Origin of the sequence: Streptomyces sp. NPDC048436 (genome assembly GCF_043200355.1) — a bacterium.
Classification (GTDB): Bacteria; Actinomycetota; Actinomycetes; order Streptomycetales; family Streptomycetaceae; genus Streptomyces.
Genome location: NZ_JBICXP010000003.1, coordinates 425857 through 448287, shown reverse-complemented (window position 1 = coordinate 448287; position 22431 = coordinate 425857). Strand labels below are relative to the sequence as shown.

The window sequence follows — 22431 nt, the reverse complement described above, 5'->3', positions numbered from 1 at the left end:
CCGGAAGCCAACCACCCTGCGTACCGGCCCCTCAAATCGGGGTCGCCGAGGCACCGGGTCGGTACCGGGTCGCACGATCAAGGGAACATGTGTTCTATTCTGTGGTCAGTGCTACCGAGGAGGCGTCATGCGCTGGGAGAACCTCGCCGACGGGCCGTCACGGGGTGTCGCGGATGCCGCGCTGTTCGGCGCGGACGCGGTCACCACCAGGACCTTCGACACACCTGAGTTCCGTGGAATCACCTTCCACGAGATCCGGGCAAGGACGATCGTGAACCGGGTGCCGGGGGCGTCCCGCATGCCCTTCGAGTGGACGGTCAATCCGTACCGGGGGTGCACGCACGCGTGCGTCTACTGTTTCGCGCGCAAGACGCACAGCTATCTCGACCTGGACACGGGACTCGGCTTCGACAGCCAGATCGTCGTCAAGGTCAACGCCCCCGATCTGCTGCGCCGCCAGCTCGCCTCGCCCCGCTGGCACGGCCAGCACATCGCGATGGGCACGAATGTCGATTGTTACCAGAGGGCCGAGGGGCGGTACGGGCTCATGCCCGGGATCATCGCCGCCCTGCGGGACCACGCGAACCCCTTCTCCATCCTCACCAAGGGCACCTTGATCCTGCGGGACCTCGACCTGCTGCGGCAGGCCGCCGCCGTCACCGATGTCGGGATCTCGGTGTCCGTCGGCTTCGTCGACCAGGAGCTGTGGCGCACCGTCGAACCGGGCACGCCCGCTCCGGAGCGGCGGCTCGACGTCGTACGCACGCTGACCGAGCACGGCATCGGGTGCGGGGTGCTCATGGCGCCGGTGATCCCGTTCCTCGGGGACCGGCCGGAGCAGCTGCGGGCGACCGTGCGGGCCATCGCCGCTTCGGGGGCGACCTCCGTCACGCCGCTCGTGCTGCATCTGCGGCCCGGGGCGCGCGAGTGGTTCATGGCCTGGCTGGCCCAGCACCATCCGCACCTGGTGCGGCGCTACGAGCGGCTGTACGCGGAAGGGGCCTACGCGCCCAAGTGGTACCAGCGCCGGATCACCCGGCAAGTGCACGAGCTGGCCGAGGAGTTCGGCATCGGGCCCGCGCGTGCGGGCGCGGCCCGCCGTATCCGCGTACCGGAGGAACCCGCGCCCGTACCCGCAGCCGGAGGCACGCAGCTCACTCTCCTCTGATCGTCACACTGCGCCTTTCAGGTCATTTACCAGCGCCCGAACCCCAGAAGTGCGCGACCAAGGACTATCCAGTGCTCCAGTGCTTCTCGCTGGAGGTGCAGCTGGACCACGACCGGCGCCGAGGCGTACGCCGTCCTGATAGCGCGCCATCCGCGCGCGTGGCGCTCTACTCCGGCAGGCGGGCCAGGGCCGCCGACGCCGCGGCCGCCAGGCGTGGGAAGCCGCATGCCCGGGTCAGGACCGGCCGGGCCCGTGGGTCGCCCAGCGCTCCGAGGCCCTCCACGCACGCGAGCGCGATCTTCCCGTACGGATCGTGCGGGGCGAGCCTGCGGCCCAGGGTGGTGATCAGGGCCGGCGCCGACTCGGGTGCGCGCAGTTCGGTGAGCAGACGCACCGGGTACAGGGCGTAGGCGACGCGCAGTTCATTGGTGGCGAGGGCGGCTGCCGCCCGTGCCGTACGCGGATCGCCCAGCCTGGCCAGGGCGTACGCGGCGGCGGCGCACCGCGAGGGGTCCCGGTGGTTGAGGAGCAGCACCAGGGACTCGAAGGCCCTGTTGTCCCCGGCGGCCCCGAGGCGGACCGCCGCCAACTCCCGCGCCCACAGCGGCTGTCCGTCCGCCGAGAGCACTTCCGCGAGTTCCTCCACATCGCCGGTCGCGACCAGCCTCTCGTAGGCCTTCGAGACTCCTGCCTCGCGGCGTAAGCGTTCCGTCACCGTCCGCAACTCCACGTCCATGCGGGGGAGCCTATCCGCGATGTAGATCACAAACACCGGGGACTGGCGCGCTCGTTACTCGCCGGTTAGTCTCATGTGAGCGGGGCACACTCCTCGTAAGCAGTTCCTTTCCTCATGGCGGCCTGGTGACGCAGCCGCCGTGAGTGCAGTCGGTTCGGTACTTCAGGTACCTCAGCTCCACCCCAGTACGACGCGGCTTCGGGACAGAGCCGGTCGACTCCTCACGGGCGTGCCCTCTTCGCCGCCCGGTCAGGTCACGACACGCCGCATCTCCGCATCGCACTTTCCGTACGCCGCGCCTCCCTGGACGCGCCCGTGTGCGCCCCTCAGTCGTCACTCACTTCCTGGAGTCCACGCATGGACACTCCCTTGAACACCGTCGCCGTGATCGGTCTCGGCACGATGGGCACCGGCATCGCCGAGGTCCTGGCCCGCGCGGGACGCGAGGTCATCGGCATCGACATCAGCGAGGAGGCGGCCGCCAAGGCCGTCGCCGCCATCGAGTCGTCGACCGCCCGTGAGGTGCGCCGTGAGCGCCTCACCGAGGGCGAGCGGCGCGACGTGCTCGCCCGTGTCCGCACCTTCACCGATCTGCGGGCCGCGGCCGACGCCGACCTGGTGATCGAGGTCGCCCCGGAGTCGTACGAGATCAAGCAGCAGATCGTCCGTGAGCTCGACGGCGTGGTGCGCCCCGAGACGATCATCGCGACCGGCACGAACGCGCTGTCCGTGACCCGTCTCGCCGCCGAGTCGCAGCGCCCCGAGCGGGTCCTCGGCCTGCACTTCTTCAATCCGGCACCCGCGATGAAGCTCGTCGAGGTGGTGTCGTCCGTGCTGACCGCGCCCGCGGCCGTCGCCTCCGTCACCGACCTGGCGTACGCGCTCGGCAAGGAGCCCGTCGCGGTCGGCGACCGGCCAGGGTTCGTCGCCGACGGCCTGCTCTTCGGCTACCTCAACCAGGCCGCCGCGATGTACGAGGCGAAGTACGCGTCCCGCGAGGACATCGACGCCGCCATGAAGCTCGGCTGCGGTCTGCCGATGGGCCCCCTGGCGCTGCTCGACCTGATCGGCGTCGACACCGCCCGCACCGTCCTCGACGCGATGTACGCCGAGTCGCAGGACCGCCTGCACGCGCCCGCGCCGATCCTCAAGCAGCTCAGCGAGGCCGGGCTCACGGGCCGCAAGTCGGGGCGCGGCTTCTACTCGTACGAGGAGCCGGGCAGCTCGGTCGTCGTGCTGGACGGACTGACCCCGCTGGAAGGCGGGCAGGGGCACGACGGGCGCACCGTGCGCTCGGTCGGTGTCGCGGGGTCCGGCACGATGGCGTCGGGCATCGCCGAGGTCTTCGCCAAGGGTGGGTACGCCGTGGTCCTCGCCGCGCGCAGCGAGGAGAAGGCGGAGAAGGCCAAGGCCCGTATCGGCAAGTCGCTTTCGCGCTCCGTCGAGAAGGGGCGGATGACGCCGGAGGCCGCGGCGGCGACGCTCGAGAGGATCACTCCGGCCGGTACGTACGACGCGTTCGCCGACGTCGATCTGGCGCTCGAAGCGGTCGCCGAGGACCTGGAGATCAAGCAGCAGCTGTTCGCGGTGTTCGACAAGGTCTGCAAGCCGGGCGCGATCCTGGCGACCACCACCTCGTCCCTGCCGGTCGTCGCCTGCGCCCGCGCCACCTCGCGTCCCGGCGACGTGATCGGCATGCACTTCTTCAACCCGGCGCCCGCGATGAAGCTGGTCGAGGTGGTCCGCACGGTCCTCACGGCCGACGACGTGCACGCGACGGTCCGCGAGGTCTGCGCAACGATCAAGAAGCACCCGGTGGACTGCGGCGACCGCGCGGGCTTCATCGTGAACGCGCTCCTGTTCCCCTACCTCAACAACGCGATCAAGATGGTCCAGGAGCACTACGCGACGCTCGACGACATCGACGCCGCGATGAAGCTCGGCGGCGGCTACCCCATGGGCCCCTTCGAGCTCCTGGACGTCGTCGGCCTGGATGTCTCGCTCGCCATCGAGAAGGTCCTGCACCGCGAGTTCCGCGACCCGGGCCTGGCCCCCGCTCCCCTGCTCGAACACCTGGTGGCCGCGGGCTGCCTCGGCCGCAAGACCGGCCGCGGCTTCCGCGAATATGCCCGGCGGTAAGCCGGGAACGGATGCGGGCGCCTCTGAGGGCGGAGCGCACACGGACTGGGGCGGGCTGCTCGGACCATCGGGCGGCCCCGTCCCGCCGCCGGGCAGCCCCGTCCCGCCGTCGCGCGGCCCCGTCCCTCAGGAGCGCCAGGCTGCGCATATGCAGTACGTTCGGGGCATGCCCAAGGCCGCCAAGTCCTCACGTACGCCCGCTACGCCCGACGTTCCGGAGAGCGCGGCGGGCAACCGCGCCGCCGCCCAACGGCTCAAGATGCGCCGGGAGCTGGCGACGGCCGCGATGGAGCTCTTCGCGTCCAAGGGGTACGAGGCGACGACGGTCGACGAGATCGCCGCGCAGGCCGGGGTCGCCCGCAGGACCTTCTTCCGCCACTTCCGCTCCAAGGAAGAGGCGATCTTCCCGGACCACGACGACACGTTGATCCGGGCGGAGGCGGTCCTGAACGCGGCGCCGCCGCACGAGCACCCGCTCGACACGGTGTGCCGGGGCATCAAGGAAGTCATGAAGATGTACGCGGCCTCGCCCGCCGTGTCCGTCGAGCGCTACCGCCTGACGCGCGAGGTGCCCACCCTGCGCGAGCGCGAGATCGCCTCGGTGGCCCGCTACGAACGGCTCTTCACGCGCTATCTCCTCGGCCACTTCGACGAGCAGGCGCACCACGACGGGAACGACGACCCGCTCCTGGCGGAGGTCGCGGCGTCGGCGGTGGTGACGGCCCACAACCACGTCCTGCGGCGGTGGCTGCGGGCCGGCGGCCAGGGGGACGTCGAGAACCAGCTGGACCACGCGTTCGCCATCGTGCGCCGGACGTTCGGTTCGGGCATCGGGGCGGGCCGGGACACCACGACCGCCCCGGCGGCCTCGGTGAGCAACGGAGGCGACGTCCTGGTCACCGTGGCCCGCACGGACGCACCGCTGGACGAGATCATGCGGACGATCGAGAAGGCTCTGCGGGAGTCATAGATCCCGCTCTCCACCCATTTGTCCTCGGCTTTCGAAGGGGCGCTACCCACGGGTAGCGCCCCTTCTGTCATGCCGTCACACCCTCTGACCTGCACTGATCGATCATCGCTCAAAAATTGATGGCACTCAGTGTCTTGCTCACTGGCACGCGGTGTCATACGTTGATGTTGTCCGGGCGGCCGGCGTGCAGAGAACTTCCGTACGCCGGCTGTCCCCACAAGCCACGGCTCGTGTGCCCGGACGCCTGCGTCACAGGCAACCTCCCGCGCCACACCAAGCGCTGCCGAGCATCACCTTCGCCGAACCGACGGCACACCTCCACCACCTGCACCAGCAGCACCCGACGTAACCCTCAAGAGCGTGCTCCCCTCAGAGGGGGGCTCGTACTTCGCCGGAGGCATCACCGTGAAGGAAATCCTGGACGCGATCCAGTCGCCGGACACCTCGTCCGCCGACTTCGCCGCTCTCCCCCTGCCCGACTCGTACCGCGCGATCACCGTGCACAAGGACGAGGCGGAGATGTTCGCCGGGCTCGAGACCCGCGACAAGGACCCCCGCAAGTCGCTCCACCTGGACGACGTGCCGGTGCCCGAACTCGGCCCGGGCGAGGCCCTGGTCGCCGTCATGGCCTCCTCGGTCAACTACAACTCCGTGTGGACCTCGATCTTCGAGCCCGTGTCCACGTTCAGCTTCCTGGAGCGGTACGGCAGGCTCAGCGAGCTCACCAAGCGCCACGACCTGCCCTACCACGTCATCGGCTCCGACCTGGCCGGTGTCGTGCTGCGCACCGGGCCCGGCGTGAACGCCTGGAACCCCGGCGACGAGGTCGTCGCGCACTGTCTGTCCGTGGAGCTGGAGTCCTCCGACGGCCACAACGACACGATGCTCGACCCCGAGCAGCGCATCTGGGGCTTCGAGACGAACTTCGGCGGCCTCGCCGAGATCGCCCTGGTGAAGTCCAACCAGCTCATGCCGAAGCCGGACCACCTGAGCTGGGAGGAGGCCGCATCGCCCGGCCTGGTGAACTCCACCGCCTACCGCCAGCTGGTCTCGCGCAACGGCGCCGGGATGAAGCAGGGCGACAACGTCCTGATCTGGGGCGCGAGCGGCGGACTCGGCAGTTACGCCACCCAGTTCGCGCTGGCCGGCGGCGCCAACCCCATCTGCGTCGTCTCCAGCGAGCAGAAGGCGGACATCTGCCGCGCGATGGGCGCCGACGCGATCATCGACCGCAACGCCGAGGGCTACAAGTTCTGGAAGGACGAGCACAACCAGGACCCCAAGGAGTGGAAGCGCTTCGGCAAGCGCATCCGCGAACTCACCGGCGGCGAGGACGTCGACATCGTCTTCGAGCACCCGGGCCGCGAGACCTTCGGCGCCTCCGTGTACGTCACCCGCAAGGGCGGCACCATCGTCACCTGTGCCTCGACCTCGGGTTACAACCACGAGTACGACAACCGCTACCTGTGGATGTCCCTCAAGAAGATCGTCGGCTCCCACTTCGCGAACTACCGCGAGGCCTGGGAAGCCAACCGTCTCATCGCCAAGGGCAAGATCCACCCCACGCTCTCCCGCGTCTACTCCCTCGAAGAGACCGGCCAGGCCGCCTACGACGTGCACCGCAACCTCCACCAGGGCAAGGTCGGCGTCCTCGCGCTCGCCCCGCGCGAGGGACTCGGCGTGCGCGACCCCGAGATGCGGGCCGAGCACATCGACGCGATCAACCGCTTCCGTAACGTCTGAGGGCTGGGGTTCCTACATGACAGAGCGTCAGAAGGACCGGCCGTGGCTCATGCGGACCTACGCCGGTCACTCCACGGCCGAGGCGTCCAACGAGTTGTACCGGCGCAACCTCGCCAAGGGTCAGACCGGCCTCTCGGTCGCGTTCGACCTGCCCACGCAGACCGGCTACGACCCGGACCACATCCTCGCCCGAGGTGAGGTCGGCCGGGTCGGCGTCCCGGTCAGCCACGTCGGCGACATGCGGCGCCTGTTCCAGGACATCCCCCTGGACCAGATGAACACCTCGATGACGATCAACGCCACGGCCATGTGGCTTCTGGCGCTCTATCAGGTGGTGGCGGAGGAGCAGGGCGTGGACATCACGCAGCTCCAGGGGACGACGCAGAACGACATCGTCAAGGAGTACCTCTCGCGCGGCACGCACGTCTTCCCGCCGGGGCCCTCCCTCCGCCTCACCACCGACATGATCACGTACACGGTGGCGAACATCCCCAAGTGGAACCCCATCAACATCTGCAGTTACCACTTGCAGGAGGCCGGGGCCACTCCGGTGCAGGAGATCGCGTACGCGATGTCGACCGCCGTCGCGGTGCTCGACGCCGTACGCGACTCCGGGCAGGTCCCCCCGGAGAAGTTCGGTGACGTGGTCGCCCGTATCTCCTTCTTCGTGAACGCGGGCGTCCGCTTCATCGAGGAGATGTGCAAGATGCGGGCGTTCGGGCGGATCTGGGACCGGATCACGCGCGAGCGGTACGGCATCACCGACCCCAAGCAGCGCCGTTTCCGCTACGGCGTGCAGGTCAACTCCCTGGGCCTGACCGAGGCGCAGCCCGAGAACAACGTCCAGCGCATCGTCCTTGAGATGCTGGCCGTCACGCTCTCCAAGGACGCACGCGCACGTGCCGTGCAGCTGCCCGCCTGGAACGAGGCCCTCGGCCTGCCCCGGCCGTGGGACCAGCAGTGGTCGCTGCGCATCCAGCAGGTGCTCGCCCATGAGAGCGACCTCCTTGAGTACGCGGACATCTTCGACGGCTCGCACGTCATCGAGGCCAAGGTGGAGTCCCTCGTCGAGGAGTCGCTCGCCGAGATCGACCGCATCGAGCAGATGGGCGGCGCCATGGCCGCCGTCGAGTCCGGATACCTGAAGTCGCAGCTGGTCTCCTCGCACGCCGAGCGCAGGGCGCGGATCGAGGGCGGCCAGGAGAAGATCGTCGGCGTCAACTGCTACGAGTCGACCGAGCCGAACCCGCTCACCGCGGACCTGGGCACCGCGATCATGACGGTGGACCCCGCGGTCGAGAACCGCGTCGTGAACGCCCTCCAGCACTGGCGCGACACCCGCTACCAGCCGCCGTTCAACCACCCGCGCCCCTGCAAGGCCCTGGACCGGCTCAAGGAGGTCGCCGCGGGCACGGGCAACCTCATGGAGGCCACCCTGGAGTGCGCACGCGCCGGTGTGACGACCGGGGAGTGGTCCGGCGCCCTGCGGGAGGTCTTCGGGGAGTTCCGGGCGCCCACGGGCGTCTCCAGCGCCCCGGTGGCCGTCGCCGCGGAGGCGGGCACCCCGCTCGCCCTGGTCCGCGACAAGGTCGCGAGGACCGCCGCCGACCTCGGCACCGGCAAGCTGCGCTTCCTGGTCGGCAAGCCGGGGCTCGACGGGCACTCCAACGGGGCCGAGCAGATCGCGGTGCGTGCGCGTGACGCCGGCTTCGAGGTGGTCTACCAGGGCATCAGGCTCACGCCCGAGGAGATCGTCGCCGCCGCGCTCGCCGAGGACGTACACGCGGTGGGCCTTTCGATCCTCTCCGGCTCCCACGCGCAGCTCGTGCCGGACGTGCTCGTGCGCCTGCGCGAGGCGGGCGCGCCCGACATCCCCGTGATCGCGGGCGGCATCATCCCCAACAGCGACGCCGAGGACCTGAAGGCGGCGGGTGTGGCCGCCGTGTTCACCCCCAAGGACTTCGGCATCACGGAGATCATCGGCCGTATCGTCGACGAGATCCGGAAAGCGAACAAGCTCGACCCTCTGGAGGTCCCCGCATGACCGCGCCCATCAACCGCCTGCGCCCCCGTCGCTCCTGTCTGGCGGTCCCGGGTTCCAACCCCCGCTTCCTGGAGAAGGCCCAGGGCCTCCCCGCCGACCAGGTCTTCCTCGACCTGGAGGACGCCTGCGCACCGCTGGCCAAGCCGGAGGCCCGCCACACCATCGTCAAGTTCCTCAACGAGGGCGACTGGACGGGCAAGACGCGGGTCGTGCGCGTCAACGACTGGACGACCGAGTGGACGTACCGCGATGTCGTCACGGTCGTCGAGGGCGCGGGCCAGAACCTCGACTGCATCATGCTGCCGAAGGTCCAGACGGCCGACCAGGTCGTCGCGCTCGACTTCCTGCTTACCCAGATCGAGAAGACGATGGGCTTTGAAGTCGGCAAGATCGGCATCGAGGCGCAGATCGAGAACGCGCAGGGCCTCAACAACGTCAACGCGATCGCGCAGGCCTCCCCGCGCGTCGAGACGATCATCTTCGGCCCGGCCGACTTCATGGCCTCCATCAACATGAAGTCCCTGGTCGTCGGCGAGCAGCCGCCCGGCTACCCGGCGGACGCCTACCACTTCATCCTGATGAAGATCCTGATGGCCGCCCGCGCCAACAACCTCCAGGCGATCGACGGTCCTTACCTCCAGATCAAGAACGTCGACGGCTACCGCGAGGTCGCGAACCGCGCCGCCGCCCTCGGCTTCGACGGCAAGTGGGTCCTGCACCCCGGCCAGGTCGACGCCGCCAACGAGGTCTTCTCCCCCTCCCAGGAGGACTTCGACCACGCCGAGCTGATCCTCGACGCGTACGAGTACTGCACCTCCGAGGCGGGCGGCAAGAAGGGCTCCGCGATGCTCGGCGACGAGATGATCGACGAGGCGAGCCGCAAGATGGCGCTCGTCATCTCGGGCAAGGGCCGTGCCGCCGGCATGCGGCGCACCTCCAAGTTCGAAGCCCCGGAGGCCTGAGATGCAGTTCGGCCGCACCTACGAAGAGTTCGAAGTCGGCGCCGTGTACAAGCACTGGCCCGGAAAGACGGTCACCGAGTACGACGACCACCTCTTCTGCCTGCTGACCATGAACCACCACCCCCTCCACATGGACAGCAACTATGCGGAGAAGACGACGGACTTCGGGAAGAACGTCGTCGTGGGCAACTACATCTACTCGCTGCTTCTGGGCATGTCCGTGCCGGACGTCTCGGGCAAGGCGATCGCCAACCTGGAGGTCGAGTCGCTCAAGCACGTGGCGCCGACCTTCCACGGCGACACGATCTACGGCGAGACCACGGTCCTCGACAAGACCCCGTCGAAGTCCAAGTCCGACCGCGGGATCGTCTACGTGGAGACCAAGGGCTACAAGCAGGACGGCACGCTGGTGTGCGTGTTCCGCCGCAAGGTGATGGTCCCCACCGAGACGTACATCAAGGAGCGCGGCGGCGAGCAGCCCGGCCGCCCGGAGTTGAAGGCCCCTTCGAAGAGCACGGAGAAGTAGCGATGAGCCGACTCGCGCAGACCGCAGGTCTCACCGACATCCAGCGGGAGATCCTGTCCACCGTCCGGGACTTCGTCGACAAGGAGATCATTCCGGTCGCGACGGAACTGGAGCACCGTGACGAGTACCCGCAGCAGATCGTCGACGGGCTCAAGGAGTTGGGCCTCTTCGGGCTCATGATCCCCGAGGAGTACGGCGGTCTGGGCGAGTCGCTGCTCACGTACGCCCTGTGTGTCGAGGAAATAGCGCGTGGCTGGATGTCGGTCTCCGGCATCATCAACACCCACTTCATCGTCGCCTACATGCTCAAGCAGCACGGGACGCAGGAGCAGAAGGACACCTTCCTGCCGCGCATGGCGGCCGGCGAGGTGCGCGGCGCGTTCTCCATGTCGGAACCCGCGCTCGGTTCCGACGTGTCGGCGATCACGTCCAAGGGCGTCAAGGACGGCGACGAGTACGTCCTCAACGGTCAGAAGATGTGGCTGACCAATGGCGGCACGTCCACGTTGGTGGCGGTTCTGTGCCGAAGTGACGAAGGACACCCGGAGGGCACGGCGCCCCACAAGTCGATGACGACCTTCCTCGTCGAGAAGGAGCCCGGCTTCGGAGAGGTCCGCCCCGGCCTCACCATTCCGGGCAAGATCGACAAAATGGGATACAAGGGGGTGGACACCACCGAACTCATCATGGATGGGCTGCGAATTCCAGCCAATCGTGTGCTCGGCGGGACCACCGGCCGAGGGTTTTACCAAATGATGGACGGTGTCGAAGTCGGCCGCGTGAATGTCGCGGCGCGTGGTTGCGGCGTGGCGCAGCGTGCATTTGAGCTCGGTGTCTCGTATGCCCAGCAACGCCACACTTTCGGCAAGGCGATCGCCCAGCACCAGGCGATTCAGTTCAAGCTGGCCGAGATGGCTACCAAGGTCGAGGCCGCCCATGCGATGATGGTGAACGCAGCACGCAAAAAGGACTCCGGGGAACGAAATGACCTGGAAGCAGGGATGGCGAAGTACCTCGCATCCGAATACTGCAAAGAAGTCGTAGAGGACGCGTTCCGGATTCATGGCGGTTACGGGTTCTCGAAGGAGTACGAGATCGAGCGCCTCTACCGTGAGGCTCCGATGCTGCTCATCGGTGAAGGTACCGCCGAGATCCAGAAAATGATCATTGGGCGGCGACTGCTCGAAGAGTATCGACTCCAGGGCTAAATGTCCGCTTTGGGGAGTTTTCTTCGAGAAGAAGGTCACACCCTGTCAACACTCTTCGGCCGCCGACTCCGCTTCCTGGCTTGCCCAGTTGTGGCTCGCAACCGATACCATCCGGAAAAAGCCGCCGTCCCCCGTTAACCGCGCGGCATCATCCGCTACGAAGGTCATCCATGCCCCACAGCCAAACCTCTGCACCACGCGACAGCCTCGCTGGCGTACGCCTTGCGCGCGGAGCATCGCCGTGGCTCCTGCCGACCGTCGCCACCGCGGCACTCAGCCTGGTCCGCGCGCGTCGCGCTCCCAAGCCGGGGGTCGCCGCGGCCATCGCCGTGCCTGCCACCGCTCTGGCGGCGGGCATGCTGTGGTTCTTCCGCGACCCCGAGCGCGACATCGCCCAGGGCCGGGTCATCTCCCCGGCCGACGGCGTGGTGCAGAGCATCATGCCGTGGAAGGACGGACGTACCCGCGTCGCGATCTTCATGAGCCCGCTGAACGTCCACGTCAACCGCGCGCCCCTCGCGGGCACGGTGACGTCCGTGGAGCACATCCCCGGCGGGTTCGTCCCGGCGTTCAACAAGGAGAGCGAGAACAACGAACGCGTTGTCTGGCACTTCGACACCGAGCTCGGCGACATCGAGATGATCCAGATCGCGGGCGCGGTCGCGCGGCGCATCGTGCCTTACGTGCCGCAGGGCACGAAGGTGGAGCAAGGCGAACGGATCGGCCTGATCCGCTTCGGCTCTCGCGTGGACATCTACCTCCCCGAGGGTGTCGACGTGGACGTCGAGGTCGGTCAGAAGACCGTGGCTGGGGTGACTCGCATTGACCGTGGTTGATCCCGAGACACAGGCGGGCTGGGTGCCCGAGGCGGCAGATGACGAGGCCGATGAGGAGATGCCTCTCTCACTGCGCCTCTCAATAGCGGACACCCTCACGCTCGGTAACGCGACGTGCGGATTCATGGCGGTGTACTTCACCACCACCGGCATCCTCATCCCGCACCTCCAGGGCAGCAACGAAAGCGGCATGGCGCGGCACTCCGCCGCGACCACCGTGATCCTGATGCTCTGCGCTGCCGTCTTCGACCTCTTCGACGGGCTCGTGGCGCGCAAGCTGCGCTCCTCGCCGATGGGCGCGGAGCTCGACAACCTGTCGGACCTCATCAGCTTCGGTCTGGCCCCCGCGTACTTCGTGCTCGTCTACGGCATGGTCGCCGACGACGCGCACCAGAGAGTCGCCGCGGTAGGGGCCATCGTGGTGCTGCTGGCGGTGGTGCTGCGGCTTGCGCGGTTCAGTTGCGTGACCGTGAAGGACGGCACCTTCCAGGGCATGCCATCGCCCTTCGGCGCGCTCACGGTCGTCTCGATCGTGCTCCTGGAGCTGCCCTTCTGGGCGACGCTCCTGGCGATCACCGGCACGGCCTGGCTCATGGTCAGCCGCGTCGAGTACCCCAAGCCGCGGGGTCCGCTCGCGGTGGCCATGCTCGCGTGGATCGTCGCGGCCATGGGGCTGCTCGCGGCCTGGGCGTTCGACGCCCCGGGCGGGCTGCTGCTCCTGCAGACCGGCTGCGCGCTCCAGGTCGTTCTCGGTGCGGTGATCCCCCTCTTCGCCACGGCCCGCCGGGTGAACAACTTCCGGGGCAACCGGCGTGAAGCTCGCGCGGCGCAATTGCCGTAGCGGCGCTTGAACGGTGCGAAGGGGGGCCTGAACCAATTCGGTTCAGGCCCCCCTTCGCGTGCCGTTTATCGCCCTTCGGACTGTCCTCAAACTCCCCCAAGCTCTGAAGGAGCAGGGGGGACCCCCACGGGCTGATATATCAGCCTCCCGCCGTGTACCCCTCGGCCGCCTCGGCCGCGCCCGGCTCGCGGACCACCTTCATGCCGCCCGTCGCGCTCTTGTCGGGGCGCAGGATCACGCTCTCCTTCGACGAGGGGGCCTTGGGGTCGGAGAAGTCCTGCGTGACGCCGAAGCCCGTGTCGTAGTCGTTGATGGTCAGCAGCGCCTTGTCGACGCCCTCACGCGTGAGGTCCTTGCTCTTGCACGCCTTCTTCAGCGCCTCGCCGAAGATGGACGTGGCGGTCCAGCCCGCCGTCACCCCGTTGTCCAGGGAGTCCTTGGGGTAGGCCGCCTTGTAGTCGGCGACCAGCTTCTTCGCCTCGGGGGTGTCCCCGCCGATCGGGAGGGTCGGCGAGGCCACGTAGTAGTTCTTGGCCAGGGCCGGGCCCGCCTGCGTACCGAGGAGCTGGGGTGCGAACGCCGAGTTGTTGCCGATGATCGGTACGTCGAACTTGCCCGCCGCCGCGACCCCGACCAGCGAGGCCGCCTGCCGGGGGCCCGCGCTGATGACGATGCCCTTGACGCCTGCCTTCTTCAGGGCCGCGACCTGCGCCGTCATGTCGTTGTCGGTCGCCTTGATCTTCTGCTCGACGACGGTGAGGCCCGACTTCTTCGCCATGTACTGCGAGCCCTTGAGGGCGTTCTCGCCGTAGTCGCCCTCGAAGTAGACGTGGCCGAGCTTGTCGCCCTTCTTGAGGCCCTTCTCCTTCATCAGGAAGTCGATCGCGTTGATCGTCTCCAGGTCGTACGTCGAGCCGACGACCCGGACGTACGAGCTGCCCAGGAGGTTCGCCGACCAGGCCTGCGGCACTACGAGGGCCTTGTCGCCCTCGATCCGCTGCTTGACGGCGGCGACGAACGGGGAGCCGATGAACTGGGTGAAGCCGAGGACATCCGGCTCCAGCTCGGTGTACGCGGCGACCGCCTTCTGGGGGTCGTAGCCGTGGTCGCGGACGGTCAGCTTCAGCTTGCGGCCGCAGATGCCGCCGTCGGCGTTGGTCTGCTTCACGTAGAGCTGCTGGGCCTGTGTGACGCTCTTGCCGAGGGTCGCGTAGACGCCGGTCATGTCGGTGAGCACGCCGAGCGTGATCGTCTCGCCCGAGACGCCGACGTCGGTCTTGATCCCGCCCGCGCTCTCCTTGTCACCTTTGTTGCCCTCCGCCTTCGAACTGCAACCCGCCACCGCCAGCAGCGCGGCGAGCGCCGTCGCCGCCGCGGTGGCCTTTGTCAGCCTGCGTGAACTCATTGTTCCTCCGCTGGAGTTGTGCCGGATGTCGGCCTGGAGCGCCGGGCGGCGATGCTGGCCAGACCGCCGGGCAGGAACAGCACCACCGCCACGACGGCGGCGCCGTACAGATATCGGGATGCCTCACCCGGTGTGATCCCGCCACTGCCGGGGGCCGAGACCAGGGGCAGCGCGTCGCTGTACCTGGTCAGGAGCTGTGGCAGCAGGGACACCACGGCGGCACCGGCCACCGCGCCCGCTACCGAGCCGAGGCCGCCGATGACGATCATGGCGAGGTATTCGAGGGACAGCGTCATGCCGAAGTAGTCCGGCACGGTGCGCTGGAAGATGAGCGCGAGCAGTACGCCGGCGAGGCCCGCGTACATCGAGGAGAGGACGAAGACGCCCGCCCGGTAGCGGGCGACGGGCACTCCGATGACGCCGGCGGCGATGCGGTGGTCCCGGATGGCGTTCATGGCGCGCCCTGGCCTGCCGCGCAGCACGCCACGGGCGAAGAGCCCGCAGCCGAGCAGGAGGACGAGCCCCGCGTACCAGAGCTTCTCCGACGCCCCGAACGGCACGGCGGCGACGACGAGTTCACTGTCGTCGAAGGTGATGCCGAAGACGCTCAGCGGCGGTACGTCGCGGCCGTTGGAGCCGCCCGTCAGGTCGTGGGCGTTGAAGAGCACGTGCTGCCCGATGAAGATCAGGGCGAGGGTCGCGATGCCGAGGTACGCGCCGCGCAGGCGTCCCGCGATGGGGCTGAAGAGGCCGCCCGCGATGCCCGCGACGCCGACGGCCAGGGCGGCGGCGATCCAGGTGGGCAGGCCGAGACCGGTCAGGCCGCCCTCCCCCTCCCCCGCGAAGACGCAGTATCCGTACGCGCCGATGGCGAGGAAGAACGCGTGCCCCATGGAGAGCTGGCCGGTCGCGCCGGTGAGGAGGTTGATGCCGATCGCGCCGATCGCGGCGGCCATGGCGAAGAGGCCCGCCTGGAGCCAGAACCGGTCGAGGTAGAAGGGCAGGGCGAGCAGGAGCACGGCCCCCGCACCCCAGACGTATGGCCGTGGGCGCATCAGCTTCGTACGGCCTCGGGAGTGCGACTCGCGGCTGCGAGTCAGGACTTCAGACACGGGCGAGCTCCTTCGTGCCGAAGAGTCCGGCGGGCCGGATGAGGAGGATGACGGTCATGACGAGGTAGGGCGCGAGGTCGCCCAATCCCCTGCCCAGGAAGGTAAGTTCGCTCTGGTACCCGGTGGCGAGGGATTCGGTGACCCCTACGACGATGCCGCCGACCAGCGCGCCCGTGGTGGAGTCGAGGCCGCCGAGTATCGCCGCGGGAAACGCCTTCAGTGCGGCGAGGGAGGTGGCCCGTTCGAGCCCCGGGGTCGGGAAGACGGTGAGGAAGAGCGCGGCCACGGCGGCGAGCCCGCCCGCCACCGCCCACGCGCCGAGCGAGACCCTGCCAAGCCGCACGCCCATCAGGGCGGCGGTCTCCGGGCTCTCGGCCGCGGCGCGCATCGCCACACCCCAGGAGGTGTAGCGGAAGGCGAGCAGGAAAGTGGTGATCAGGAGCGCGGCGACGACGAACGCGGCGATCCGCGTGTGAGCGATGGAGACCGACCCGATGGTGAGCACGGAGTCGCCCCAGGGGTCGCCGAGCGCGAGCACGTCGGTGCCGAGGCGACGGGTGAGTTCGGTGGTGAGCAGGATGTCGACGCCGATGGTGACGATGGCGAGGACGCTGTGGTCCGAGCCGCGGTAGCGCCGCATGACCAGGAACTCGATGGCGGCACCGACGACGGCGGCGCCCGCGATGCCGACGAGCAGCGCCGCCCAGAAGCCGATGTCGTCGTGGAGGGAGGCGGTGACGTAGCCGCCCGTGAGGAGCAGCGAGGCGTGCGCGAAGTTCACGACCTCGGTGGCCCGGAAGATGACGACGAAGCCGAGGGCGATCAGGGCGTAGACGGAGCCCATCGAGAGGCCGTTGAGGAGAAGCTCGGTGAAGGTGGTCATGAGGTGGCCTCCTCGCCCAAGTAGGCCCGTACGACCGCCGGGTCGTTCTGTACGTCCGCCGGAGTGCCGTCGGCTATACGGCGTCCGAAGTCCAGTACGGTCACCGCGTCCGCGAGCCGCATCACCACCCCCATGTCGTGTTCCACCAGGACGATCGAGATTCCGAGGCTGTCGCGGACACCCGCGATGACGGCCGCCGTGCGCCGGCGCTCGTCCGCGGTCATGCCCGCGACCGGCTCGTCGAGCAGGAGCAGCCGGGGCTCCATGCACAGGGCGCGGGCCAGCTCCGCGAGTTTCTGCTGCCCGTACGGCAAGGAGCCTGCCGGGGCGTGCAGTTGGTGCTCGATGCCCACGAACGCGGCGATCTCCCGCACACGTTCGCGGTGGGCTCGCTCCTCGCGGGCCGCGGACGGGAGACGGAGGCCCGCGGCGAGGAATCCGGTGCGGGTGAGCCGGTGACGGCCGAGCATCAGGCTGTCGGCGACCGTCGCGCGTGGCGGCAGGGCGAGGTTCTGGAAGATCCGCGCGACACCGAGGTCGGCGATGCGGTGCGGAGGCATCGCCGTCAGCTCCTGCTCCCCGAAGCGGACGCTGCCGCTTGTGGCGCGGTAGACGCCGGACAGGACGTTGAAGCAGGTGGACTTCCCGGCGCCATTGGGGCCGATGACGGCGTGCACGGTGCCGGGCCTGACGGTGAAGCTGACGGCGTCGAGTGCGGTGAGGCCAGCGAACCGGACGGTCAACTCCCTTACGTCCAGGGTCGGTACGTCGGGTTCCTGAGATGGCGCATCGGTTTCCGCTCGCTTGTCGGTCACCGTCGGCCCGCCCAACGTCCGAGCACCGGAAGCTCGCTGACGCCGCGTGAGGCGTCGGCCGCCGCGGTCTCGTCGACCACGCCGAGGTAGCGGCGGCGTACCTCGTCGGAGGCGGCCAGCTCGTCCGCGGGGCCCGCGAGAGCGACTTCGCCCACGTCCAGGACGTACGCACTCGATGCGAGGCGCAGCGCCAGGGCGGCGTTCTGTTCGACGAGGAGGACCGAGGTGCCCTGGGCGTTGATCTCCTGGATGGTTTCGGCGATGCGCGCCGCCATCAACGGAGCGAGCCCCAGGGAGGGTTCGTCCAGGAGAAGCAGCTTCGGTGAGGCCATCAGCGCCCTCGCGACCGCGAGCATCTGCTGTTCGCCGCCCGAGAGGAGCCCGGCCCGCTGGCCCGCGCGCTCGGCGAGCACGGGGAAGAGTTCGTGGACGCGGTCCATCGCCGCGGCTTTCGCGGCTCGGCTCCCCGCGGAACCGAGGCCGCCCGCCCGCAGGTTGTCCGCGACGGTCATCCGCGCGAACACCTGCCTGCCTTCCGGTACTTGGGATATGCCCGCGGCGACCACCCGGTCCGGGTGCAGCCCGTCGATGCGCCGCCCTCCGAAGTGGATGGAGCCGGTGGTGAGCGCCCCCCGGTGGAAGGAGAGCGTGCGTGAAATGGCGCGCAGGAGCGTCGACTTGCCCGCGCCGTTGCCGCCGAGGACGGCGACCACCGCGCCGTCCGGTACCTCCAGCGACACCTGGCGCAGCGCGCGTACCGGCCCGTACCCGACCGACGCGTCCTGTACGACCAGTCCGGAACCACCCACCTGGGACCCCCTGTTCTCCGTCGTTCCCGCGCGTGGCGACCGGCCGGCTGTCCGGCCCGGCGCTCCGCGTGGCGCTCAGCCCAGCACCGCCGCGCCCGCCCGTCCACGGCCCGCGGGCGAATCGCTGCGGGTGACCAGCGCTATCGGCCGCCCGTTGTGCACGGGCACAACACCCCGTGTCAGGGGCCTGCCAGGGGTGGCCGGGCGGTGGCATCCTCCGCAGACAGGAGAACGGCGGGCGGCGGCGATGGGGGGCACCATGAGCGGGCGCAGACCTCGGACGGGGCACGGCTGGAAGGTCCTCGAGGAGGCGTGCAAGGCGCTGCTTCCCCGGCTGCCGGAGCTGGTGGACGAACATCTGCGGCAGCTCTTCGAGCACTCGCCGGTGTACGCGCGGGTGCTGCCGTACGACCAGCAGTGGCGCGAGGCGGAGGAGGCGATGCGGATCGGCATCGAGACCATCTCGGCGCCGCGCGCCTCACCGCGCCGCGATCTGGAGTACGCGGAGGACGCCGGCCGGCGGCGGGCCCAGCAGGGGCTGCCGCTCGATCTGGTGGTGCACTCGTACCGCAACGCGGGCTATCTGGTGTGGGACTGGCTGCTCGAAGGCGCCGTGGAGCAGGACCCGGAGAAGCTGACGGTCCTGATGCGCTCGGCGACGATGGTGTGGTCGGCGGTCGACGCGCAGGCCCAGGCGGCGTCGGACGCCTACCGGGCGACGGAGATGGAGCTGCGGCGACGCACCGACGAGCAGCTCCAGGCGCTGCTCGACGCGCTCCTGGAGGGCCAGCCCGCGCCCGGGCTCGCCGCGCAGGTGGCGGCGGGACTCGATCTGCCGGAGCGCGGACCGTACGCGGTGGTGGTGCTGCGGGCCGAGCGGCGCGACGGGCGTGCGGCGTTCCACCGGCAGATCCAGCGGGCCGGGTTCCGCTTCGTCTGGCGGATGCGGACGGACCGGGAGGTGGGCGTGGTGGCGCTCGGGGCTCAGGAGGGCCTCGACGAACTGGCCGCCGCGCTTGAGGGGCGGTGCCCGGGGCCCGGCGGCATCAGCCCCGTGGTGGGAGGCCTCTCCGAGCTGGGGCACGCGCGGCGCCTGGCCGAACTGGCCCTGCGCACCTGCCCGCCGGACGCGACCGGGATCGTACGGCTCGACCAGCGGATGCCGACGGCCCTGGTGGTGAGCCAGCCGGAGCTGGCGGGGCGGCTGGTGTCGGACGTCTTCGGGGAGGTCCTCGCGCTTGAGCCGGGTGACCGGGCGGTGCTGCTTGAGACGCTGGACGCGTGGCTGGCCTGCGAGGGGTCCGCGGGGCGGGCAGCGGGGCGCCTCTACTGCCACCGGAACACCGTGTTCAACCGGTTGCGGCGGCTTGAGCAGCTGACCTCGCGGTCGCTTGCGCGGCCTCGGGATCTGATGGAGATGACGTTGGCCTTGGATGCGTATCGGCTGGCGCCGGGCTAGAGCGGTGTGCCGGGCTGGAGATCCAGCCCGGCCGCCGCCCGAGGAGCGCCCCGTAAGGGGCGCGGGGAACTGCGCGGCCAGCCCCCACCGGGCGGCAGGTACGTCACCGCACCCCGCGGAGCGCTCAGCTCAGGAAGTCGCGGGCGATTCCCTCCGCCACCGTTTCCAGGATGGGCCCCGCCTCGGCAATGCACCGCGCCACGTCGGGCTCCACGTCGGTGAGGGCGTACGCGCGTCGGATGCCCGCCCGGCCGAGCGCCTCCGCGGGGAGTGCCAGGCGACCGCAGACCGCGATGACCTCGACGCCCGCCTCACGCGCCGCCGCCGCGACCCCGGCGGGGGCCTTGCCGTGGAGGGTCTGCTCGTCGAGCGAGCCCTCGCCCGTGATCACCAGCGAGGCGCGCGCCAGCGCCGGTGCGAAGCCGAGGACGTCCAGCATGACCTCGATGCCGGGGCGGAAGCTCGCGCCGAGCCCGACGAGAGCGCCGTAGCCGATGCCGCCGGCCGCTCCGGCTCCCGGGGACTCCGCGTACGCGGCGGCGGAAGAGCCCACCGAATCGGAGAGCACCTGGGCGAAGTGCGCGAGCGCGGCGTCCAGCTCGGCCACGTCCTGCGGGCTCGCCCCCTTCTGCGGCCCGTACACGGCGGGAGCGCCCTTCGGGCCGGTCAGCGGGTTGTCGACGTCGCTGGCAAGGACCAGGTCGACGTCCGCGAACCGCGCGTCGATCCCGGAAAGGTCCGCCGTCGCGAGCGAGGCGAGCGGGCCGCCGCCCGGCTTGACCGGTGCGCCGTCCGCGTCAAGGAACACCGCGCCGAGGGCGGCAAGCATCCCGGCTCCGCCGTCCGTCGTGGCGCTGCCGCCGACGCCGAAGACGATCGTGCGCGCACCCGCGTCGAGCGCGGCGCGCAGCAGTTCCCCGGATCCGTACGTCGTGGACGTGAGGGGCGCGAAGACGCCGTCGGGCAGCAGCTGGAGGCCGGAAGCCTCCGCCATCTCCACCACCGCGGTCCCGTCCCGCAGCGCGTACGCCGCGGTGACCTCGTCGCCGAGCGGTCCCGTCACCCGCACCTCGCGACGCTCGAAACCGGCCGCGACCGCCGCGGCGACCGTGCCGTCGCCGCCGTCGGCCACCGGCAGGGCCTCGACCTCCACCTGAGGGGCGACGCGGCGGAGCCCGGCCGTCACCCGCTCAGCGACCTGCACGGCCGTGAGTGAGCCCTTGAACTTGTCCGCGGCGATGAGTACGTGCCGGGAGTGCGGCACATCCCGCGCCCGCCGCACATTCCCCGCCGTCTCGGAAGCGTCCGCCACCTTGGATCCCCTTGCTTTCCGGGCCTTGCTCGCGTCAAGGCAGTCGCGCCGCTGCGACCATAACCGCAGGAGGGGGTGCCTGCCCATGGCCGACCTCACGTGACGGCGGATCTTCTGGGCTATATGTCATCGTTTGTGGCGCTATAGATGGGCCCAGTACACCCAAAAATGATCGATCAGCCGGGGCCCGCCGCGTGAGCCACGCCCGTGGCACTCCTGGCACTCCTGGCACGCGTGACACTCCCGACCCTCCCTCGCGTCACGCTCTTCGCTCTGCGCCCGTCGCGTTTTCGCCTCTTCGCCGAAAACACGACAAACTTCTCATGCTCCGCGGCGAAGAGATGGCGTTGACCGCGCTTAAAAGCCTTGAATTCGGTAAACCGGAAGCATGAGCCCAGTGCATACGGAACTCGCCGACCGCGTCCTCGGCGGCTGGATCGGGCGGATCGCCGGCAACATGCTCGGCAAGCCCATCGAGCGGGGCGACTACTGGACGCGCGAGCGCATCGAGCGCTATCTGCGCCAGGCGGACGCGCTCCCGCTCGCCGATTATCTGCCCGAACCTCCTTCCTGGGTCGAGGAGTTCCAGCTGAGGCCCGAGTGGCAGCAGTGTGTACGCGGCGGAGTGCACGGCAGCTGCCGTGACGACGACATCGACTACGCGATCCTCGGTCTGCATCTTCTGGAGACCCACGGGTTCGCGTTCAGCACCGAGCAGGTCGGTGAGCTGTGGCTGCTGCGTCTCCCCTACGGGCAGACGTTCACCGCCGAGCGCGCCGCGTACCGGAATCTCGCCAACGGCCTCAAGCCGCCGCTCACCGCCACGTACGAAAACCCCCACCAGGAGTGGATCGGCGCCCTCATCCGCGCCGACATCTTCGGCTGGGCCAGTCCCGGCGCCCCGCGCCGCGCCGCCGCACTCGCCCGCCGTGACGCCGTGCTCTCACACACCGGCAACGGCGTCTACGGATCGATGTGGGCGGCGGCGCTCGTCGCCGCCGCGTTCACCGCGGCCACGCCGCGCGCCGCGCTCGACACGGCGTTCGGCGTGATCCCGTCGAGCAGCAGGCTCGCCCGTACGGTGCGGCGCGTCGTCTCGCTCCACGATGCCGGGCTCAGCTGGGAGGAGACCCTGGCCACGGCCGAGGCGGAGACCACCGGGCTCGGCTGGATCCACACCGTGCCGAACTCCGCCGTGCTGACCGCCGGACTCCTGTACGGCGAGGGCGACTTCACCCGCACCATCACCCTCACGGTGCGCGGCGGCCTCGACACGGACTCGAACGGCGCGACCGCCGGGTCCGTCGCGGGCGTGCTCTGCGGGGCCAAGGCCATCCCCGCGCAGTGGCGGGATCCCCTCGAAGACCGGGTGCGCAGTGCGGTGTTCGGGTTCGACGGCGCCCGGATCAGTGAACTCGCGGCCCGGACCGTGGAGCTGTCCACCCTTTCCGCATAGCTGTCTA

19 protein-coding genes are annotated in these 22431 nt (G+C 69.6%); 12 read left to right on the top strand and 7 right to left on the bottom strand.

Annotated elements, in window-relative coordinates; all coding sequences use genetic code 11:
• Positions 1-127: 127 nt before the first annotated feature.
• Positions 128-1168: an Rv2578c family radical SAM protein gene (locus ACGFX9_RS13030; protein ID WP_393469414.1), complete on the top strand. Its 1041-nt coding sequence runs from the start codon at positions 128-130 to the stop codon at positions 1166-1168.
• 166 nt (positions 1169-1334) lie between these two features.
• On the opposite strand, the gene ACGFX9_RS13025 is transcribed toward ACGFX9_RS13030, so the two are convergent.
• The gene (locus ACGFX9_RS13025; RefSeq protein ID WP_393469411.1) at positions 1335-1904 is read right to left on the bottom strand and encodes an adenylosuccinate lyase; all 570 of its coding nucleotides are present in this window, start codon (positions 1902-1904) and stop codon (positions 1335-1337) included.
• A 357-nt stretch (positions 1905-2261) separates the two neighbouring features.
• On the opposite strand from ACGFX9_RS13025, the gene ACGFX9_RS13020 reads away from it, so the two are divergent.
• The 9 genes from ACGFX9_RS13020 (at position 2262) to pssA (ending at position 13173) form a co-directional block, all read left to right on the top strand.
• Positions 2262-4043 (top strand): 3-hydroxyacyl-CoA dehydrogenase family protein, encoded by a 1782-nt coding sequence (locus tag ACGFX9_RS13020; protein WP_393469408.1) that lies wholly within the window; start codon positions 2262-2264, stop codon positions 4041-4043.
• A gap of 166 nt (positions 4044-4209) precedes the next feature.
• A complete protein-coding gene (locus tag ACGFX9_RS13015) occupies positions 4210-5013 on the top strand; it encodes a TetR family transcriptional regulator (protein ID WP_393469405.1) in 804 nt (267 codons plus the stop codon).
• Positions 5014-5418: 405 nt separating this feature from the next.
• Complete coding sequence (gene ccrA, locus ACGFX9_RS13010) at positions 5419-6756, top strand: crotonyl-CoA carboxylase/reductase (protein WP_393470469.1); 1338 nt, start codon at positions 5419-5421, stop codon at positions 6754-6756.
• A gap of 16 nt (positions 6757-6772) precedes the next feature.
• The gene (locus tag ACGFX9_RS13005; RefSeq protein ID WP_393469402.1) at positions 6773-8800 is read left to right on the top strand and encodes a protein meaA; all 2028 of its coding nucleotides are present in this window, start codon (positions 6773-6775) and stop codon (positions 8798-8800) included.
• The gene (locus tag ACGFX9_RS13000) at positions 8797-9762 is read left to right on the top strand and encodes an HpcH/HpaI aldolase/citrate lyase family protein (protein ID WP_393469399.1); all 966 of its coding nucleotides are present in this window, start codon (positions 8797-8799) and stop codon (positions 9760-9762) included. Before ACGFX9_RS13005 ends, ACGFX9_RS13000 begins: the two co-directional genes overlap by 4 nt.
• Before the next feature lies 1 nt (position 9763).
• The gene (locus tag ACGFX9_RS12995) at positions 9764-10288 is read left to right on the top strand and encodes a MaoC family dehydratase (protein WP_393469396.1); all 525 of its coding nucleotides are present in this window, start codon (positions 9764-9766) and stop codon (positions 10286-10288) included.
• Between the two features lie 2 nt (positions 10289-10290).
• Positions 10291-11496, top strand: coding sequence for an acyl-CoA dehydrogenase family protein (locus ACGFX9_RS12990; RefSeq protein ID WP_344528704.1), 1206 nt, complete (start codon positions 10291-10293; stop codon positions 11494-11496).
• A 170-nt stretch (positions 11497-11666) separates the two neighbouring features.
• On the top strand, positions 11667-12332 hold the full coding sequence (locus ACGFX9_RS12985; protein ID WP_249586748.1) for a phosphatidylserine decarboxylase: 666 nt from the start codon (positions 11667-11669) through the stop codon (positions 12330-12332).
• Positions 12319-13173 (top strand): CDP-diacylglycerol--serine O-phosphatidyltransferase, encoded by an 855-nt coding sequence (gene pssA, locus ACGFX9_RS12980; RefSeq protein ID WP_393469393.1) that lies wholly within the window; start codon positions 12319-12321, stop codon positions 13171-13173. The genes ACGFX9_RS12985 and pssA overlap by 14 nt, the downstream gene beginning before the upstream one ends.
• A gap of 139 nt (positions 13174-13312) precedes the next feature.
• Here pssA and ACGFX9_RS12975 read toward each other — a convergent pair whose 3' ends face one another.
• Genes ACGFX9_RS12975 through ACGFX9_RS12955 form a run of 5 tightly spaced genes read right to left on the bottom strand, consistent with a single transcriptional unit; the run spans position 13313 to position 18197 of the window.
• Entirely contained in the window at positions 13313-14578 is a 1266-nt protein-coding gene (locus ACGFX9_RS12975; protein WP_393469390.1) for an ABC transporter substrate-binding protein, read from the bottom strand.
• The gene (locus ACGFX9_RS12970; RefSeq protein ID WP_393469388.1) at positions 14575-15690 is read right to left on the bottom strand and encodes a branched-chain amino acid ABC transporter permease; all 1116 of its coding nucleotides are present in this window, start codon (positions 15688-15690) and stop codon (positions 14575-14577) included. The genes ACGFX9_RS12975 and ACGFX9_RS12970 overlap by 4 nt, the downstream gene beginning before the upstream one ends.
• The gene (locus ACGFX9_RS12965) at positions 15683-16573 is read right to left on the bottom strand and encodes a branched-chain amino acid ABC transporter permease (protein ID WP_393469386.1); all 891 of its coding nucleotides are present in this window, start codon (positions 16571-16573) and stop codon (positions 15683-15685) included. The genes ACGFX9_RS12970 and ACGFX9_RS12965 overlap by 8 nt, the downstream gene beginning before the upstream one ends.
• A complete protein-coding gene (locus ACGFX9_RS12960) occupies positions 16570-17388 on the bottom strand; it encodes an ABC transporter ATP-binding protein (protein ID WP_393469382.1) in 819 nt (272 codons plus the stop codon). The genes ACGFX9_RS12965 and ACGFX9_RS12960 overlap by 4 nt, the downstream gene beginning before the upstream one ends.
• Positions 17385-18197 (bottom strand): ABC transporter ATP-binding protein, encoded by an 813-nt coding sequence (locus tag ACGFX9_RS12955; RefSeq protein WP_393469379.1) that lies wholly within the window; start codon positions 18195-18197, stop codon positions 17385-17387. The genes ACGFX9_RS12960 and ACGFX9_RS12955 overlap by 4 nt, the downstream gene beginning before the upstream one ends.
• A gap of 259 nt (positions 18198-18456) precedes the next feature.
• On the opposite strand from ACGFX9_RS12955, the gene ACGFX9_RS12950 reads away from it, so the two are divergent.
• Positions 18457-19656, top strand: coding sequence for a PucR family transcriptional regulator (locus tag ACGFX9_RS12950; protein WP_393469376.1), 1200 nt, complete (start codon positions 18457-18459; stop codon positions 19654-19656).
• A gap of 124 nt (positions 19657-19780) precedes the next feature.
• On the opposite strand, the gene ACGFX9_RS12945 is transcribed toward ACGFX9_RS12950, so the two are convergent.
• Positions 19781-20968, bottom strand: coding sequence for a glycerate kinase (locus ACGFX9_RS12945; protein ID WP_393469373.1), 1188 nt, complete (start codon positions 20966-20968; stop codon positions 19781-19783).
• 388 nt (positions 20969-21356) lie between these two features.
• Between ACGFX9_RS12945 and ACGFX9_RS12940 the strand changes: the two genes are divergently transcribed.
• Entirely contained in the window at positions 21357-22424 is a 1068-nt protein-coding gene (locus ACGFX9_RS12940; RefSeq protein WP_393469370.1) for an ADP-ribosylglycohydrolase family protein, read from the top strand.
• Positions 22425-22431 lie beyond the last annotated feature (7 nt).

Coding starts and splice junctions, on each gene's coding strand:
- ACGFX9_RS13030 (WP_393469414.1), top strand. CDS start 128: ATGCGCTGGGAGAACCTCGCCGACGGGCCGTCACGGGGTGTCGCGGAT.
- ACGFX9_RS13025 (WP_393469411.1), bottom strand. CDS start 1,904: ATGGACGTGGAGTTGCGGACGGTGACGGAACGCTTACGCCGCGAGGCA.
- ACGFX9_RS13020 (WP_393469408.1), top strand. CDS start 2,262: ATGGACACTCCCTTGAACACCGTCGCCGTGATCGGTCTCGGCACGATG.
- ACGFX9_RS13015 (WP_393469405.1), top strand. CDS start 4,210: ATGCCCAAGGCCGCCAAGTCCTCACGTACGCCCGCTACGCCCGACGTT.
- ACGFX9_RS13005 (WP_393469402.1), top strand. CDS start 6,773: ATGACAGAGCGTCAGAAGGACCGGCCGTGGCTCATGCGGACCTACGCC.
- ACGFX9_RS13000 (WP_393469399.1), top strand. CDS start 8,797: ATGACCGCGCCCATCAACCGCCTGCGCCCCCGTCGCTCCTGTCTGGCG.
- ACGFX9_RS12995 (WP_393469396.1), top strand. CDS start 9,764: ATGCAGTTCGGCCGCACCTACGAAGAGTTCGAAGTCGGCGCCGTGTAC.
- ACGFX9_RS12990 (WP_344528704.1), top strand. CDS start 10,291: ATGAGCCGACTCGCGCAGACCGCAGGTCTCACCGACATCCAGCGGGAG.
- ACGFX9_RS12985 (WP_249586748.1), top strand. CDS start 11,667: ATGCCCCACAGCCAAACCTCTGCACCACGCGACAGCCTCGCTGGCGTA.
- ACGFX9_RS12975 (WP_393469390.1), bottom strand. CDS start 14,578: ATGAGTTCACGCAGGCTGACAAAGGCCACCGCGGCGGCGACGGCGCTC.
- ACGFX9_RS12965 (WP_393469386.1), bottom strand. CDS start 16,573: ATGACCACCTTCACCGAGCTTCTCCTCAACGGCCTCTCGATGGGCTCC.
- ACGFX9_RS12950 (WP_393469376.1), top strand. CDS start 18,457: ATGAGCGGGCGCAGACCTCGGACGGGGCACGGCTGGAAGGTCCTCGAG.
- ACGFX9_RS12940 (WP_393469370.1), top strand. CDS start 21,357: ATGAGCCCAGTGCATACGGAACTCGCCGACCGCGTCCTCGGCGGCTGG.